20 protein-coding genes and 1 pseudogene are annotated in these 16,591 nt (G+C 50.6%); 10 read left to right on the top strand and 11 right to left on the bottom strand.

All coding sequences use genetic code 11. The annotated features are described in order from the left end of the window. Window position 1: 1 nt before the first annotated feature. The 4 genes from OXG87_14780 to OXG87_14795 form a co-directional block, all read right to left on the bottom strand. Window positions 2–805 carry a phytanoyl-CoA dioxygenase family protein gene (locus OXG87_14780; protein ID MCY3870811.1) on the bottom strand — a complete coding sequence of 268 codons (804 nt, stop codon included), beginning with the start codon at window positions 803–805 and terminating at the stop codon, window positions 2–4. After that, the gene (locus OXG87_14785; protein MCY3870812.1) at window positions 805–1,479 is read right to left on the bottom strand and encodes an HAD family hydrolase; all 675 of its coding nucleotides are present in this window, start codon (window positions 1,477–1,479) and stop codon (window positions 805–807) included. Before OXG87_14785 ends, OXG87_14780 begins: the two co-directional genes overlap by 1 nt. After that, on the bottom strand, window positions 1,479–2,225 hold the full coding sequence (locus tag OXG87_14790) for an NAD(P)-dependent oxidoreductase (GenBank protein ID MCY3870813.1): 747 nt from the start codon (window positions 2,223–2,225) through the stop codon (window positions 1,479–1,481). The genes OXG87_14785 and OXG87_14790 overlap by 1 nt, the downstream gene beginning before the upstream one ends. Before the next feature lie 235 nt (window positions 2,226–2,460). Further along, window positions 2,461–2,685, bottom strand: a complete 225-nt coding sequence (locus OXG87_14795; protein MCY3870814.1) for a hypothetical protein — start codon at window positions 2,683–2,685, stop codon at window positions 2,461–2,463. Window positions 2,686–2,859: 174 nt separating this feature from the next. Here OXG87_14795 and OXG87_14800 point away from each other — a divergent pair, with 174 nt between their 5' ends. Further along, complete coding sequence (locus OXG87_14800; GenBank protein ID MCY3870815.1) at window positions 2,860–3,069, top strand: hypothetical protein; 210 nt, start codon at window positions 2,860–2,862, stop codon at window positions 3,067–3,069. A gap of 46 nt (window positions 3,070–3,115) precedes the next feature. On the opposite strand, the gene OXG87_14805 is transcribed toward OXG87_14800, so the two are convergent. The 5 genes from OXG87_14805 to OXG87_14825 form a co-directional block, all read right to left on the bottom strand. Further along, window positions 3,116–3,430, bottom strand: coding sequence for a HigA family addiction module antitoxin (locus OXG87_14805; protein MCY3870816.1), 315 nt, complete (start codon window positions 3,428–3,430; stop codon window positions 3,116–3,118). Window positions 3,431–3,439: 9 nt separating this feature from the next. Next, window positions 3,440–3,721, bottom strand: coding sequence for a type II toxin-antitoxin system RelE/ParE family toxin (locus tag OXG87_14810; GenBank protein MCY3870817.1), 282 nt, complete (start codon window positions 3,719–3,721; stop codon window positions 3,440–3,442). A 68-nt stretch (window positions 3,722–3,789) separates the two neighbouring features. After that, window positions 3,790–5,088 carry an ATP-binding protein gene (locus tag OXG87_14815; GenBank protein ID MCY3870818.1) on the bottom strand — a complete coding sequence of 433 codons (1,299 nt, stop codon included), beginning with the start codon at window positions 5,086–5,088 and terminating at the stop codon, window positions 3,790–3,792. 243 nt (window positions 5,089–5,331) lie between these two features. After that, on the bottom strand, window positions 5,332–6,246 hold the full coding sequence (locus OXG87_14820) for an aldo/keto reductase (protein MCY3870819.1): 915 nt from the start codon (window positions 6,244–6,246) through the stop codon (window positions 5,332–5,334). A gap of 13 nt (window positions 6,247–6,259) precedes the next feature. Beyond that, window positions 6,260–7,696, bottom strand: coding sequence for a pectic acid lyase (locus OXG87_14825; GenBank protein ID MCY3870820.1), 1,437 nt, complete (start codon window positions 7,694–7,696; stop codon window positions 6,260–6,262). 167 nt (window positions 7,697–7,863) lie between these two features. Here OXG87_14825 and OXG87_14830 point away from each other — a divergent pair, with 167 nt between their 5' ends. The 7 genes from OXG87_14830 to OXG87_14860 all read left to right on the top strand — a co-directional run bounded on the left by OXG87_14830 (window position 7,864) and on the right by OXG87_14860 (window position 13,635). Then, window positions 7,864–8,511 (top strand): RNA pseudouridine synthase, encoded by a 648-nt coding sequence (locus OXG87_14830; protein ID MCY3870821.1) that lies wholly within the window; start codon window positions 7,864–7,866, stop codon window positions 8,509–8,511. 20 nt (window positions 8,512–8,531) lie between these two features. Next, on the top strand, window positions 8,532–9,431 hold the full coding sequence (gene asd / locus OXG87_14835; protein ID MCY3870822.1) for an archaetidylserine decarboxylase: 900 nt from the start codon (window positions 8,532–8,534) through the stop codon (window positions 9,429–9,431). Beyond that, on the top strand, window positions 9,428–9,955 hold the full coding sequence (locus tag OXG87_14840) for a hypothetical protein (protein ID MCY3870823.1): 528 nt from the start codon (window positions 9,428–9,430) through the stop codon (window positions 9,953–9,955). Before asd ends, OXG87_14840 begins: the two co-directional genes overlap by 4 nt. A 22-nt stretch (window positions 9,956–9,977) precedes the next feature. After that, window positions 9,978–11,318: a 30S ribosomal protein S12 methylthiotransferase RimO gene (rimO, locus tag OXG87_14845; protein MCY3870824.1), complete on the top strand. Its 1,341-nt coding sequence runs from the start codon at window positions 9,978–9,980 to the stop codon at window positions 11,316–11,318. A gap of 7 nt (window positions 11,319–11,325) precedes the next feature. Further along, window positions 11,326–11,790 (top strand): dihydrofolate reductase, encoded by a 465-nt coding sequence (locus OXG87_14850; protein ID MCY3870825.1) that lies wholly within the window; start codon window positions 11,326–11,328, stop codon window positions 11,788–11,790. Between the two features lie 81 nt (window positions 11,791–11,871). Next, window positions 11,872–12,711 (top strand): thymidylate synthase, encoded by an 840-nt coding sequence (locus OXG87_14855; GenBank protein ID MCY3870826.1) that lies wholly within the window; start codon window positions 11,872–11,874, stop codon window positions 12,709–12,711. A gap of 210 nt (window positions 12,712–12,921) precedes the next feature. Beyond that, window positions 12,922–13,635, top strand: a complete 714-nt coding sequence (locus OXG87_14860) for a molybdopterin-dependent oxidoreductase (GenBank protein ID MCY3870827.1) — start codon at window positions 12,922–12,924, stop codon at window positions 13,633–13,635. Between the two features lie 90 nt (window positions 13,636–13,725). Here OXG87_14860 and OXG87_14865 read toward each other — a convergent pair. Continuing rightward, window positions 13,726–13,872: pseudogene (locus tag OXG87_14865) on the bottom strand (zinc ribbon domain-containing protein). A gap of 178 nt (window positions 13,873–14,050) precedes the next feature. Between OXG87_14865 and OXG87_14870 the strand changes: the two are divergent. Next, window positions 14,051–14,827 carry a hypothetical protein gene (locus OXG87_14870; protein MCY3870828.1) on the top strand — a complete coding sequence of 259 codons (777 nt, stop codon included), beginning with the start codon at window positions 14,051–14,053 and terminating at the stop codon, window positions 14,825–14,827. Window positions 14,828–14,882: 55 nt separating this feature from the next. Continuing rightward, window positions 14,883–15,773: a phytanoyl-CoA dioxygenase family protein gene (locus tag OXG87_14875; GenBank protein MCY3870829.1), complete on the top strand. Its 891-nt coding sequence runs from the start codon at window positions 14,883–14,885 to the stop codon at window positions 15,771–15,773. A gap of 11 nt (window positions 15,774–15,784) precedes the next feature. On the opposite strand, the gene OXG87_14880 is transcribed toward OXG87_14875, so the two are convergent. Further along, window positions 15,785–16,588, bottom strand: coding sequence for a TauD/TfdA family dioxygenase (locus tag OXG87_14880; protein ID MCY3870830.1), 804 nt, complete (start codon window positions 16,586–16,588; stop codon window positions 15,785–15,787). Window positions 16,589–16,591: the final 3 nt, after the last annotated feature.

A 16,591-nucleotide genomic window follows, 5' to 3' on the forward strand; every position in this document is an offset into this window, starting at 1 on the left:
CTCAATAACTTACGCCTTGCACACCCGGCGGCATCTTTGGCGGCAAGGGCTGAACAATTTTACGTCGTTCAGGCGTCAAACGCGCAATCAACTCGGGCGAAGGCTGATAGCCGTATCGGTCATTGCCCCAGTGCGGACCATAGCGAATAATAGCAACGCGACGCTCACCGGGGCGCGTGCGCTCTGACGAACCGTGCGCCATACAATCCACAAAAAAAACCGCATCACCCGCATCGAGCTGAATCTGAACAGCCGCTTCAACGCGGTCCAGCGAATGCCCACTACCCGTGCCCTCGGGATCCTCAAACGCGGGATGAAGCAAATTGGACTTATGCGAACCGGGAATCGCCATCGTCGCCCCATCGCCATCCCCAATATCGTTAAGCGCCAGCAAAATATTGATCTGCCCACAGCGAAACTGATTGTTGTGAAAGCGAAACTGCGTGCGGATACGCCTTTTGTGCGCGCCCGAATGAATGCGCGTCGCACCGCCCCGAGACCGAATATCGATAAATGATTCATCTATAAAAAGACCATCATCCCCACCGACAAAGCGCCTCATGTGATGAACCCACGATGGATGGTCAATCAAGCGTTCAAAAGATTCACCCATTTCAAAAATATTGTGCAAATGTCGTGGGCCCCCGCTCCGATGAACCCATCCCCTCCATCCATCGGGTTCGAGATCGCGATACGTATCGATAATCTCATTGAGTTTGACGAGATGCTCGGCATCCACGGCATTTTTGAGCACAATATAGCCGCGCAAATCAAAAAGATACTCCTCCATTTCAGTCGGTCGCATCATTTCTCCCCAAGAATATTGCACAACTCCGATAAACTGCTAATCTCATAATCAGGCTCTGGAATACCATCCCGCCGCACAGCCCCATCCCGATTGAGCCATGCAATGGAAATACCAGCCCGCCTCGCCCCCACAATATCGTCCTCCTGAGAATCGCCAACATACAGAGTCTGATCGGGATCGGCACCGAGAGCCTCAAACGCAGAAAAGAAAATATCGGGATTCGGCTTATAACACCGCGCGGACTCCGAACTAACCACAACAGGAAAACTCAGAGCATTAGCACGCAAAGCAGACGTGAGATGCTCGTGATCCGCATTGGAAATAACCCCGGTTTTCACATCGGACAAAGCATCAATAGCCGGTTTCACATCGCAAAACAAGGGTACACGGCCAAAAGCGTCAAAAAGACCTGCCGTATAAGACTCGGGATTTGCCCGCACATTCAAATCCGTAAACGTCTTCTCCAGGCCAATAATATGCGCATCCCAAAACGAGATAAAATCTCCCTCTCTCAACAGAGGAAAAAAGTAGCGATCCCAGTGATCGAGAAACGCCTCCTTACTCATATCGATCTGCAAATCATCGACAATAATCTGACATGCCTCGTACAGCGCATCAAAAGCCTTATCAAAAAGCGTCCCATACCCATCAAAAAAAATCGTCCTGTACATCACCGATAATCCTCCGCATCCCCCTCGGGTTCAAAACCGAGCACATCGCGCGCATGCGTCATATCCCGATAGCTGTATTTATTATTCGAAACCACATAAAAAATGTCAAACTTGAGATCCTCGGACACCTCAATACACGACTCAACCATGCCAGCGATCGTACTTTGACTGCACCACACAGAATAACCGCGCGTACCATTGGGCCGATCCTCTGCATTCACCGCACCAATGCGGAGACAAATAACAGACAGATCCGTACTATCGGCATAATGCCGCGCCAAAGCCTCGCCCCAGACCTTTGTACAACCGTAAATCCCACGCGGGCGCGTAGGCGTCTCGTGGGAAAATTTATCCCAACTCTCGGGCACCTCATCGTATCGCCCCGACACAATCGCACCATACGGCGAATCATTCTCCCAACCCGCTGTCACCGACCCACTACTCGCAAAAATAACGCGCTTGACCCCGGCGCGGAGCGCCGCTTCAAAAACATTATAAGTACCCACGATATTATGCGCGACAAACCCCTCAAAATCGCTTCTAATCGCAGCAGCCAGATGCACAACCGTATCAACCCCCTCAAACGCCGGACAAATCGCGTCAAAATCCGAAATATCAGCCCGCCGACAATCCACGCCAGCCACATCGCGGCGATTGAGCGCACGAAGTTCATACTTACCCTCAAGCTGCTCGCGAACAGCCCCGCCAATAAGCCCGCTCATACCCGTAATGAGAATTTTTTTCATGTGTTGTCTCCCTGAACGTTTCACCTCTCTGTAAAATCACATCTACCATCAATGAGAATACATTGAGAATCGGAATTTATCAAGACCGATTTTGCTTGTAGTTCTCTATTCTCGTGCTCGGAGACCAATCTACTAAAGCCGCCAGTGAAGCCCGAATAATTAAAGCCCAACGGTTTGAAGAGGCCGTTGGGCTTCAAAAAAATAAGGTTCGATTACACCCTTCGCTACACTTCAATTACAGACGCTTGAGTAACTGATCATAGTCCGTATCACCGGCAGCGTTTTCCCTTCTTACTCCTTCAGCCAAACGATCCCATTGCTCATCAGTTGTGGCCTCAAAACGTTCTGTCCAGACCTGCTCATCTTTCAGATCAGCTATAATACGTGCGGCAATGGCATCCCGCTGGTCCTGCGGCAATTTTTGAATCTCTGCGACGACCTGTTCAAGTAAATCAGCCATTTCTGTGACTCCCTGTAGAAATGCTCTGCTGAGGGGATTAGGATTATGTATTTTGGAGACTTATACCCCCTAACTTTACACCTAAAATGAGTTCGCCCATTGTCCTGGCTTCTTTTTTTAGTATATTTGCAAACCTTTATCTGAAAAACGGTATTTTTTCTAAGGATTTCAATTATGATGTTTGACTATCTCAGTGCTGCACGCCGAACCGGTATCAAAAATGAGCATCTGGATCAAATATGCCATCAAGTCAGATCTGAATTTCCCGACAATGAGATGATGTTTGAACTGCACGTTCTAAGAGCCGTTCTGGCCATAGAATCAGGTCGGGTTTCACTCGATCAGGTGTTAAAAGAACCAGAAATGCAACCTCCGGCGACTTGAGCTATATTTAAACCGACAGTGTCCATTTCCGGCTATCAATCGCATCCTACCGGGCGTCCGTCAACACCTGACGCTCTAAAACGCTCACCTCAGTCTCCAATCGCTCACCGAGACGATCTTTCTCCAACTCCAAATTGTAGCGTGTCTGCAGATTGAGCCAGAACCGATCCGTGGTTCCAAAGTAGCGCGCCAGCCGAAGCGCAGTGTCTGCCGAAATAGCGCGCTTGCCGTGAACAATCTCGTTAATCCGGCGAGGGGGAACTGAAATATCCTTTGCCAGACGATACTGGCTAATACTCAGAGGCTGGAGAAACTCCTCAAGCAAGATCTCTCCCGGATGAATTGGGGGCATTGTAGGCATAGATACCTCCTAATGGTAATCGACAATCTCCACATTGGTCGCACGTCCTCCCTTCCATTCAAAGCAAAGACGCCATTGTTCGTTTATGCGGATACTATACTGACCTCTGCGGTCTCCTGTGAGTCTCTCCAGACGATTACCAGGTGGCGACCGCAAGTCCTGTATCGAATCGGCTGCGTCCAACAGAAGGAGCTTCTTTAAGGCCGAGCGAGCCAATATTTTCGAGAATTTCCGCGATCTCTCACGGTGGAATACCCTCTCGGTCTCTCTATCGCGGAATGATTCTATCATTTACACATAATAACGCACAGCGTTATTAATGTCAAATGCTATCACGATGACGAAGCATATGTGAATGATCATCCCGGCGAGATGCGCGGAATACCCCCCATCCGTCCCTGCAAATAGCTTTTTCGAATATCCTTATCGTAACGAACATCTTTGTACTCGCTAAAAGAAAACAGACTCGACACACCAGCCCCATCCCGTTCTGTCACCCACATTTCATCCCGGCGCAACAACTGCTGATCCATCAGCATAACATTATGGGTCGTCAGCAACAGTTGTGTTCGGGTTTCCGTAGAGCAATTGGACAGGTACTCCTCAAGTAGTTGACGAATCAGCAAGGGATGCAGACTGCGGTCTATCTCATCAATGACATAGACTTTCTGCGACATTTGTGCTGAAAGCTCGAGAAAGGCAGGCAGGAGATCGATAACTCGTTGCGAACCTTCCGATTCCTGATAAATCTCAAACCTGGCCTCTGTACCATCCGATTTTGGGTGGAAAGTGACCGGTCTTTTTGCGATTAACTCCCCGTCCTTGCGGGTAACCACAATGCGATTGGTCTGCGGTTCCATCAGCAACCGAACAGCCATGCCTTCTTTGACCTCTTCCTGAAGCTCGGTCCTTAATGGCTCGGGAATCGATATATTTTCTAATGGAATTTCTTCACTGCCAAGATGGGAAATTCCGGTATCGAGCCGTGGCAACATCTCGTTCATTGCCTTGTAAAGTGGATGTCCCTCATCAAGAAATATCTCGAAAAGATCAAACCGCGAGTCGGGTGCCACCAGTACAAGCGTATTCTCAAACCAGTCATATACCGGCCTGAAATCGTCGATATTTTGGGATACGGAGTTGGTCAAGAAAAGCTGATTGTCCCGGGTTCCCCTGAAAACGAATGGGAAGAAATCGTCTTTGGAGAGCGATTTGTCAAAGCTGAGATTGCCGTCTCGTCGATCATAGAGCACTTTTTCACTCGTACTCGTAATCTTAACCAGTCTTTCTTCCAGCACCACCTTTTGAGTCACTGCAAAGCTAAAATCGTAGATGGTCTCGTCAATCAGCAGTTCAAAAGCAAAGCGCGAAGGCCGACTTCTCCCCTCGGCATCCAACCGAAATGTCTCAATTGGAATCAGGCTATCGGGTCTGGTACCTTTAATAACCAGCGTCTTGGCAAAATTCAGAGCTTTGAAAAAATTCGTCTTGCCCGATGCATTGCCGCCATAAATCGCCGCAATCGGAAGAACTCGCGTTTGGTACTTGCCGAGCTTTGGGACGCGTTCTCCATGCTGACGCTCTCGGCTGGCAACCATCGAAAAGGTCGTTGGGTCGCGGAAAGACATCCAGTTTTCAACTGAGAAACTGATTATCATCTCACCACCTCCTAATATGATATTTTCGATTTATATCATATTAAATTTAGAGGATTTTAGCTAAAAAACAAGGTTAAAAGAGAAAAAATCTCTTTAAATTCCTTTTCTTATCAATAATCATCGGGATAACATCAGAAATAGGTACAAAAAACAGGGCGACCACAGGGGGTCGCCCCTACTGTCGCGGCAGGGATGCCGCTCCTACGACTTAATTTTCACACTTCACACTTTTCCCTTCACACTTCACAACCCCACACCAAACGCCCTCTCAAACTCCCCCCAGAGATCGAGATCGACATCGGCGGTGGCATCGGAGAGAACCTCATCAAGTTCGCGGGGAGAAGCCGGTCCCACAAGAAGCATGCCATTGCCATTTAAGGGTGCAGCCAGACAAAATTGCAGAGCAAAGCGGCGAATACTAATCCCCCGCGCATTGCACCACTCCCACATCGCAACAGCGCGCTCTGCCTGCCCTGGATAGCGACGACCAGACAACTCGACATCGGGTTTGGGACCTGCCAGCAGGCCCATCCCCTGCACACTCGCCAAAATAAGACCCACATCGTGCTCAAGCGCGAGAGGAATCGTCGTCTCCGCAGCCGTCTGACTCAGCAACGTATAATCGAGAAACGTAATCACAATATCGCAAACCCCGGTCTCAATCGCGTAGCGGTGAAAATCGTGAGAACGACAGCCAATACCCGTATAACCGATCAGCCCCTCGTCTCTCATCTTCAAAAGCTCATCCGAAGCAAATCCCGGTGAATAAACCTCTTCTATATCCCTCGGATCGTGGATAAGCAACGCATCGATATAATCCGTCTTGAGTTGCCTAAGACTATTCTCAACCGTCCATCGAATCGACTTCGCCGAAAAATCGTGCCGCCGATCCCGATGGGTACCCGCCTTAGTCTGCAAATAAACCTTCTCCCGGTACCCTCCTTGAAGCGCGAGACCCACACGCCGCTCGCTCTCGCCCCCGCCATAAGCAGCAGACGTATCGATAAAATTAATCCCCCGATCAATCGCCTCTCGCACAGTCGCGATCCCCTCATCATCAGAGACCCGCTGCGGACTGCCGAGAAAAGCACAGCCAAGACCAATCGCTTTGGGTTTAAGTTCCGTGCGACCAAGACGTCGCGTTTCGAGTTCTGGCATAGCATCTCCTTATTTATTTTCGTTCACTTCTCACATAACGCGCCAGCAAGCTCAGATTCCGAATAAATGTGCGGCACGAAAGAATCTCCGCCTCAATGCGCTCGCGTCTATTCTCTGGATTTCTCAACGACCCCTGCTCGACCCATCGCCCCCGGCCATCGAGCGCATCAATAACTTCTCTCACCCGATCAACACCGGGGCTTGTAACGCGCCCGCGCTCAGACAAAATCTTCTCCCGCCCCTCTGCCCTGATGCGATTGTACAGAACCTCAACCCGCTCAATCCGATTCCCACTCACCTTAAACGCATAATGCGTGGGCAAATCTGAATCGTCATACGTAAGCACATAATCGCGGGTAAAAAACAGCGGCCGATTGGTCTGAAGCTCGTAAAACCGCGCCAGGCGACCATCGGGCAGAAGCGAGCGCTTTGCCCAATCCAGCGCGCCGGGAATCGGATCCAGAAAACGTTCCTCCCCAGTCGCCAAATACAAATCCAAAAGCACTTGCAAAACCCCAAAACTCTCGCCACCCGTAACAGAAGGCGGCTCAAACCGGCGTGCCCAGGTCGGCTCCATATCCAAATTGTACTGCTGCGCCCACGCGGGTTGTGGCTCGGGCATCTGCGCCAAAATAATAAAATCGCCACCGCGCTTAGCCGCATCGAGATAGCGGACATCCCCGTAAACATCGTACGCCTCAACCATCGTCTCGATCACATCGGCAATCGCATTATCATTAAACGTATAATAATCCAAATAACGCGTATTGGGATAGGTCCGCGACCACGTATTGGGATAACGCGCCTTCTTCACCGGAAACTTTTCTGGATCGGGAAAAACCTCAAACCGCTGTGGCCACGCCCCATTTGGATACTGCGCCTTGAGAAGCGCATCGAGCCCAAATAGCACCGCCGCGTGAACCTCTTCATCCTCAAAATCTTGCACCTTGTCAACCCGCATCAGCAACTGCAGGGCACTCTGCGTATTATTGTCGTCAAGCGTCGTGCGATTGCGGCGGTTCCCCGTATCGCCATCGCCCCGCTCGACATCTCGCCGAAAATGCCAGCGCTTACTTCCCTCCGCATCAAAATCAATGCGATAATCCCAACCCCCAGAAGCGAGTTGCCCCCAAACAAGCGCGCGCGCCGCCTCAACAGCACCATTGAGAAACAGCGTATCGCCCGTAGCCTCATACGCCTCCAAAAACGCCATACCCACAGCAGGCGTACCCGGCGGCTGCACCCAGATCGTCGAAGGCGACGCCGCGCCCTCGCCCTCGCGCATGGAAAAATCGGTCTTATACCGCCACAAATAACCGCCATTGGTCGCAACATCGGTGCGAAAATAGCGCGTCGCCACAACCATAGCATCAATCGCAGCCCGATGAAGACTTTCATCCGCACCGAGAGGCGCACTGACCATCAGGAGCAAAACAAAAAATCTTTTCATTTCGAACTCTTAAAAGAAGCGCGGGCGGGCACAGGGGCACCGCCCCTACATATACTAAACCACCAGCCACCAACCGCTGCAAGCTATCCCATTCAACCTCTGCGGTCAACCGCAAAATGTCCACATCAGTTGCGCTTTTAAGCATTAGCATTTAAATTCAGTTCACAATGGACATCCTCTACCTCGACAATCACCTGCTGGTCGTACGCAAACCCGCGGGCCTGCTCGTACAGGGCAACCACACCGGCGACAAAAACTTGCTGGACATGGGCAAAGCCTATCTCAAAGTCAAATTCAACAAACCCGGCAACGTATTTCTCGGACTCGTACACCGATTGGACCGCCCCGTATCTGGCGTAGTCGTCTTTGCGCGCACATCGACATCAGCGCGCCGCTTATCGCAACAATTTCGAGAGCGAACCGTTGAAAAACGCTATATCGCTCTCGTCCACGGCAAAACCCCCGAAAACGGCCATCTCGTAAACCACATCGCGCGGCGGCAAACAAAAAGCCGCATCGTAACCCCTCCTCATGGACAACGCGCAGAACTCACCTACGAGCGACTGGCATACCATAACGGCGTCTCCTCAGTACGCGTGGACCTCGCCACCGGGCGCCATCACCAAATACGCGTACAATTCGCAGACATAGGCCACCCCGTACTGGGCGATTTTAAATACGGATCGCGCAAACCATTTCCCAACCGCGCCATCGCCCTCCACGCACAGAGCCTGACCATAACACACCCGACAAAAAAGGAACGCATGACCTTTGAAACCCGACCAGAAACATTCTGGCCCAAATCTTTCACATAGCTTTAGAGCACACCCCACTCATGACCGAACAAATAACCTATCGCAATCGCAAAACAGATGAAATGATCTCCGAACCGCTCATATTGCCCCGCATTCAATATGCTGTCGCGCGATCTCGCGTCGCAATATTTGTTTACAACATATTCCTGAACACATACCCATTTTGCTGGCTACTCGGCAAATGGATGGACCTGTCGGGATCGCAAAAAAAAATCCAACCATTCGTCCAAAAATACGACATCAACCTCAACGAAATCGAATTGCCCCTGAACCAATACAAAAATCTAAACGCCTTTTTCTCGCGCAAACTCAAACCCGACGCACGCCCCTTTATCGCCGATTCCCACATCTTCTGTTCACCCGCCGATGGAAAAGTACTCGCATATCCCAAACTAAATGCACAAACCCGTTTACCCATCAAAGGATCCCATGTCGATATTGCACACCTCCTATCATCAAAAGAATCCGCAATCCCCTATAGGAATGGTGCTGCACTCGTCATTCGATTGGCCCCGGCAGACTATCACCGCTACCACTTTCCCGTTGCCGGCATCGCAACCTCATCTACTAAAATCTCTGGACGCTATTATCTCGTCAACCCCATTGCCCTCGACGTAAAACCCGACTTATTTGCCCACAACAAACGCGAAGTGACATACCTCGAAACCGAACACTTTGGACGCATCATGATCATGGAAGTAGCGGGCTGGGGCGTGGGGCGCATCGTCCAAACATACCAGCCGGGCAATGTAGAACGTGGGCAGGAAAAGGGCTATTTCCAATTTGGAGGATCTACTCTGGTACTCTTATTTGAGCCCGGGCGCATTGTCTTTGACAATGACCTGACCCGCGATACACAAGCAGGCATCGAAGTGCAGGTACACGCGGGATCACAACTGGGCGTACAGGCCGCATCATGAAGTCGGAAACACCATCCAGATTAATCGCGCTATCGGGACTGTTCTTTGCCTTTGGCATTGTAATCTATGCCATACACGCGCAATACGAAGTCGCCCTCATAGCTCTTCTATTCGCCGTCCTGCTCAATATATGGCGCGACCCAAAACACGTCGTCCTCAACCGCCTCATTGCAATTTGCACCTATGGCTTTGCACCTGCTATCTTTGTCTATTGCTTTGGATTAAAAGGCCCCCTATCCGTCGCATTGCTCATCGGATACACAGGCGTTTACGCCATAAAATTGTCAGACAAAGACCGGGACGAAATGCCATCATCGGTATTACTCCTGCCGCTGGCATTCACAACGCGCTTTATCATGCCCGACGAACGCGTTGGACAAATTTTATTCATCACATATCTTTTAATGATCGCAGCCATGCTCCTCAACATACCAGCGCGCAAACCAAAAGCGATTGTATTTGCCGCGGTAATCGCAATACTCATCGCAATCTACGCGTGGGCTATCTGGACGGCAATGCAATAAACCTTTAACCCCAAAATACCCTATGCCAACAATCAACCTCATAACCCTCGGCTGCCCCAAAAACACCGTCGATTCCGAGCGCATGCATCACCTCCTCAAGCTCAACGGCTACGACCTCTCGGACGACGCAGAAGACGCCGACATCATCGTCGTCAACACCTGCGGATTCATCGAACCAGCCAAAGAAGAATCAATAGCAACAGTGATGGACGCCGCAGAATACAAAAAAAACGGACGATGTCGCGGCGTCATCGTCACGGGCTGCCTGGCCGAGCGGTACCGAACAGAATTGGAAACCGAACTCGTCGAAGCAGACATGATCGTGGGCCTCGCCGGAGAACGCGAAATCGTCGCACACTGCGATAACCTGTTGGGCACATCGCGCATACACACCATTCGAGATGCAGAAGCACGCCATCTACTCACCCCAAAACACTGGGCGTACTTGCGAATCTCGGACGGATGCGACAGAACATGTGCATTTTGCGCCATCCCGAGCTTTCGCGGAAAAAACAAAAGCGAAAACCTGGATCGCCTCGTCGCCGAAGCCTATCGCATGGTCGGCAATGGCGTGCGCGAAATCGCCCTCATCGCCCAGGACACCATGCGATATGGCGCAGACCTGTATGGCAAACCCCGGCTGATAGACCTGATAGAAGAACTGATCCAAATCGAGAAACTCGACTGGGTGCGGATGTTATACGCATATCCAACCGGTTGGCGCAATGAGTTGATCGACCTCCTGGCAACCGAAGAAAAATTGTGCGCCTATATCGACCTGCCCATCCAGCACGCATCAGACCCCATACTAAAAGCCATGAACCGGGGCACCACAAAAGCGGGCATTCGAAAACTCATCCACACCTTGCGCGAACGCATACCAAATTTGACCATCCGATCGTCAATCATCACCGGATTTCCCGGCGAACGCGATGAACACTTTGCAGAACTCATGGACTTTGTCGATGAAATGCAATTTAACCGCCTCGTCGGATTCACCTATTCACACGAAGAAAATACGCAAGCGGGCGCATTGGAAGACGACGTACCCGCAGACATCAAGCGCGAACGGTTGAACGACCTCATGGCATTGCAGGCGCAAATATCGGGCGAATTGAACGCCGCACATGTGGGACGTACCTTCAAAGTACTGGTAGATGAAGCCTCCGACGACCCGGCATATCACTACGTCGGACGCACGCGAATGGACGCCCCGGAAATCGACGGCGCCGTATTCTTCACAGGACCTGCAAATATCGGCGACTTTGTCGAAGTCGAAATCACCGACGCAACCGAACACGACCTCATCGGACATGTCGTAAAAACCAACGCCCTATTGGAAATCGCGCCCATAAAAATCTGAGGGAAAAATGACCATCATCGCTGCAATGGACAAAAACCGCGTCATTGGTCGGGACAACAAAATGCCCTGGCACATCTCTGAAGAATCGAAGCACTTTCGGCGCACAACAACCGGACATACCTTATTGGTAGGCCGCAAAACATATCAATCCTGGGGTGGCAAACCCCTGCCGGATCGCCTGCATGTCATTGTGAGCCGAACCATGCCCGACACAAAAGGCGTAGATGTGTGCAGATCGCTTGAAGAAGCCATCGAAAAAGCCAGGTCCTATGGCCGCGAAGTATTCATCTGCGGAGGCGGCGAAATATATCGCGCCACACTATCAAAAGCCGACCGGATGATCCTATCGTATATCGACGGCGAGTACGCAGGCGATGAATACTTCCCAGAATTTGACGAAAATGAATGGTTCATCTTAAAAAAAGAGCCACATGATCAATTCACAGTTGTATATTATGAGCGCAAGAGTTAGACAGAGAACTTCTGCTCGTTACGCTTCTCGCCTTTATGCTCCCCCATCAAATATCGACATGTGAAGAGGGGGTATTTCTATATGCACACATATCTCGACCAACTGCAGCACGTATTGGACCACGGCGTAAAAAAGGGAGATCGCACGGGCGTGGGCACAATCTCGTGTTTTGGCCTGCATGCGCGCTATGCAATGGCAGACGGATTTCCCGCAGTAACCACCAAGCGACTGGTGTGGAAATCGATACTATCGGAACTCCTGTGGTTTATATCCGGATCCGACAACATCTACGACTTAAAAACCTATTTGAAAAGCAACCGGCTATGGGATGGCAATTACGAGGACTATTTGAACCGCCTGGGAAGAAATAAAAACGACGGCAGCATGGGGCGTATTTACGGTGTACAGTGGCGGCGATGGAAAGGCGCCAACGGAAAAGTGGTCGATCAACTTCAAAATGCGATTGATCTAATCCGAGAAAACCCCGAATCCCGGCGCATCATGGTCAATGCCTGGAACGCAGCCGAAATAGGCACTCGAGACGTGGCACTGCCCCCTTGTCACAACTTCTTCCAATTCTACGTCGCAGAAGGCAAACTATCCTTACAAATGTACCAGCGATCGTGCGACATGTTTTTAGGCGTACCACTCAACATCGCATCCTATTCCGTATTATTGCACATGGTCGCAAAAATCACGAACCTCACACCCTGCGAATTTATCCATGTCCTGGGCGACGCACACATCTACTTAAACCACCTCGACGCAGTAAAAGAACAACTATCTCGCGAACCATATCCCCTGCCCAAATTGCGGATAAAAGACCGCGGACAAACCGAAATCGATCATTTTGAAATAGACGACTTTGAACTCATCAATTACCAGCACCACGACACCATCCGCGCGGAAATGGCTGTTTAAGACGGCCACCCATTATTCCCTTTTATCGCGTATTGCGCGGATCATCTGCCACAAGATGAATCCAATGCCGACCAGAATAAAAACGGACGTGAGAACCAGGAAAATCTGGAAGCCTAAAGGCAGGTTTTCAAATGGAATGATTGGATACATAGCAGGTAAACCAGTTATTATCTCTTTTGCCGAGCGTCGTCTGAACGGAACGTGAATATCGTGAAAACACTACTCTTAATCTGTGCCGAAAGCGAAGCGCAGATATCTCGCCAATTTATCAACGCGGCAAACGACGCCAAAATCGCCGATCAGGTAGCAGCTACTTCATTTGACAAACTGGAAGAAAGCGTGCGCACCAGCGAAGGCATCGATCGCATTCTCATATTCCCCGCACTAATCGCCCTGCCCGATACAATGCGCGAAAACCTGTTACAACGCATCGCAACTCTCCAAAACGAAAACCCACAAATACGCATCCTACTCACCAGCCCATTGGGCGGCGATCCCCGCTTATTCGACATGATCCAGGACCGCATGGCAGCCGCGCTGAAAAGCACGCAAAACACACCCATATTGACAATAGAAACACCGAATACCTCTCGAATCCTCGACTTTGAAAATTTTGCCACACTACCGAATCAGATCGCAGATATAAGTACACTCGTCCCCGACCGCCAGGGACAGGGCGTCTGGGTACGCGAAGTATTGGACCACACACCCAATGCCGACGCAATCTTTTACGCAGACGCCGACCGTTTCTCAGCCACCGTTGATCTCGCCCTCGTCCGGGAACGAGGATTGTTAATCTACGGACTGGAAGGACAACCCCTGCCCGCCAGCTATGGCGGACCCCTGCGACTGATCATTCCCGGACACGACGACCGCTGTGCAAATGTAAAGGGCGTGGCGCGGGTCGAAATCGTTTTAAAATAGAGGAGTATGTACAAGAAGTTAAACCAGAAAACTTCAACACCTGAAAGGCGTGACTACTCCCAACGCCGAAGCAGTTGGGCTTCTTGGCGGTCAATCCGCCTGACGTTGTAGCCCCAACGTCAATATGTTTATCGCAGCATTGTGGTCTCTGTCCGTCTTATACCCACACGCCTTGCAATGATGCACACGATCAGAAAGTGTCTTTTTCTCTCTATGTCCGCATGCTGAGCAATCTTGTTGATGCATCGCCCACAATCCCTTGAGGATTGTGCCGCCAGTAAAAGCACCACACCATAAAATCGTAAGCCCTTCGCCATGCGACCCAAGCCTGAAGGACTTGGGTTTTACGGGCTTTGCAGATAAATATATGAACTGGTCAAATTTTGGCGTCGCAGTCAAAAAATGGAGGTTTAAGATGCTGAGAAACTGCGTTCTACTTATGATGACAGTCATAATATTGGGACAAGCAGACGCGGGATTGCTGCCAGAAACCCCCCAGCCTCAAGGCGGTGATATCGTCGGCTCTTGGGTAGCTGAGAAGATCGCGCTAAACGCTTATGTCCCGGCCGAGCTCGTGCAGTTTGCATCGCCTCTCACAGTTGAAGGCGAGATCAACGGCACAATAACTTTTGGTTCAGATGGCAAGGTTCAATCTGACTACACAACAGTGACCGATATCTCTGCGTTATTAGGTGGGTTAATTCCGGTTGAAGTTACTGTACGCGATATGAGCCAATACCAGGGAAATTACACGATCATGTCCGATACCCATGCACTCACCATAACGCGCGAAAATGAAGACCCACTCAATTATACGTACACAGCTACGGCGAATTCACTGAAGATCATACGACCGCTCCTTTTAGAAGAATTATTGGCATCAATACCCGAAGATGCAAGACCCCTCGCAATGAGCGTACTTTCTCAGTACTTATCACCAGATGATCCTATCAAGATCGTGATCACTTTTGAGAAAGAGACAGATACGGGGATGCCGAGTATGCCAACTGCCGACTTTGATGGCGATGGGCAGGTTGGGATCCCAGACTTTTTACTTTTTGTTGAAGTATTTGGAACCCAGAGCGGACAGGAGAACTTCGATCCAAAATTTGATCTCGACAGCGATGGAACCGTTGGCATTTCCGACTTCCTCATCTTTGTGGATTCTCTTGGCAAAACGGTCAATGGATAGCTATCAGTTGCTCAACACCAACGCCGGTCACACGCATCAAAGGAGAAAAAACACCATGTCATTGACACAAAATCAAATTGACCAGTATCGCGATCGGGGATTCACGATTGCGGAAAATGTATTGGATGACGCGGCCTTTGAACCGATTGAACACGCTTACGACATATTGATCAATCAAAAGGCGCAAGAACTATTGGAAGAAGGAACGATCTCATCCGCACATGCAGACAAACCCTTCAGCCATCGGCTGGCTGCGATTGCCCGGGAATTAGACGATAAGGGATATGACGCGCTGCGCAGTTTTGTGGGGGGATTTGACATCATGCGCGCGCGCGTAAAACCGATGTTCGACATCTTCTTCAACGAACAATTATTATCCGCAGTCGAAAGCCTCATAGGACCAGAAATAACCCTGAGTCCAATTCAGCATTTCCGCCCCTACTTGCCCGCGCGAGAAACACAACCCGGACAGGTACCCTGGCACCAGGACCAAGGCGTAACAAAAGAAGAAGCGGACATCTCGGAAATCATAACCTGCTGGATACCACTCGTAGATGTCACCCCGGAACGCGGATGCCTACAGGTACTGCCCGGCGTAGTACCCATGGGACTGCTCGAACACCAGCGCGAAGGCGGCACCATGATCAAACCCATGTACATGCCGGAAATCGAACCCGTAAACTGCATAATGAAACGCGGCGACGTACTCATGATGAGCGCGTACACCCCGCACAGAGGCCAGCCAAACCGCTCCAATCTGGTGCGCTGGAGCATGGACCTGCGGTTTCAAAAAACGGGCACACCCACAGGGCGCCCATTCTGGCCCGAATTTATCGTCCAGAGTAAAGAAACCCCCGCATCTGTGCAAGACAGCTTTGACGAATGGTGTACGCGGTGGATAACGGACCTGCGGGAGAGCAAGGGAACCCATCTGCATCGGGTATAACCCCCCCTGCGTCATTCAAACGGAATATCATCCGCATTAAAAACCTGCGTGCGTTTCATCATGCGGCGTTCCGATGGCGGAAAGGGTTCGCGACGATGCATCGTGGGGCGGTTGTCCCACATCACCAGATCGCCGACCTGCCAGATATGGGTCCACAAAAATTCGGGACGGGCCGCGTGCTCAAAAAGCGTCTTGAGAAGCGCGTCGCTTTCATCGACGGGCATATCGAGAATATATTTGGTCAGATGGGGACCGGCATAAAGCGACTTGCGCCCGGTTTCTGGATGGGTGCGCACGACCGGATGGTCAACGCGCTCGGGTGGGTTTTGTTCCTCAACATAATGGCGATGCACGGCTCGCAATCCCGTGAGCCGTTTTTTCATATCTTCATCTAACGCTTCATACGCGGCATAACAATTGCACCACTGGGTATTGCCCCCTGTACTGGGAATCTCAAGCGCATAGAGAACAGAAATCGTGCCGGGCCGCTTGAGATACGACAAATCGGAGTGAAAGCTAACCTCTCCATCGCCCAGAGCACCGATGGGCTGCCCGTTCTCCTCGATATTGGAAACAATAAAAATCTCTTTGTTTTCCCGATCCAGTTGTTTGCGAACGTGTTCTACCGCGCGACCAAAATAATTGGTAAAGCGAATCTGATCTTCCTCACACAAATCTTGATCCCGAAAATACACCACACAGTAATCGAGCAATGCCTGGCGAATAGCCTGGACGTTATCATCGTCGAGTGCCTGCGAAATATTAAGCCCCCGAATTTCAGCGCCGAGTGCGCCGCCAGAAGGTATGACTTGCATAGT

The sequence above is a fragment of the Gemmatimonadota bacterium genome (assembly GCA_026706845.1).
GTDB lineage: Bacteria > Latescibacterota > UBA2968 > UBA2968 > UBA2968 > VXRD01.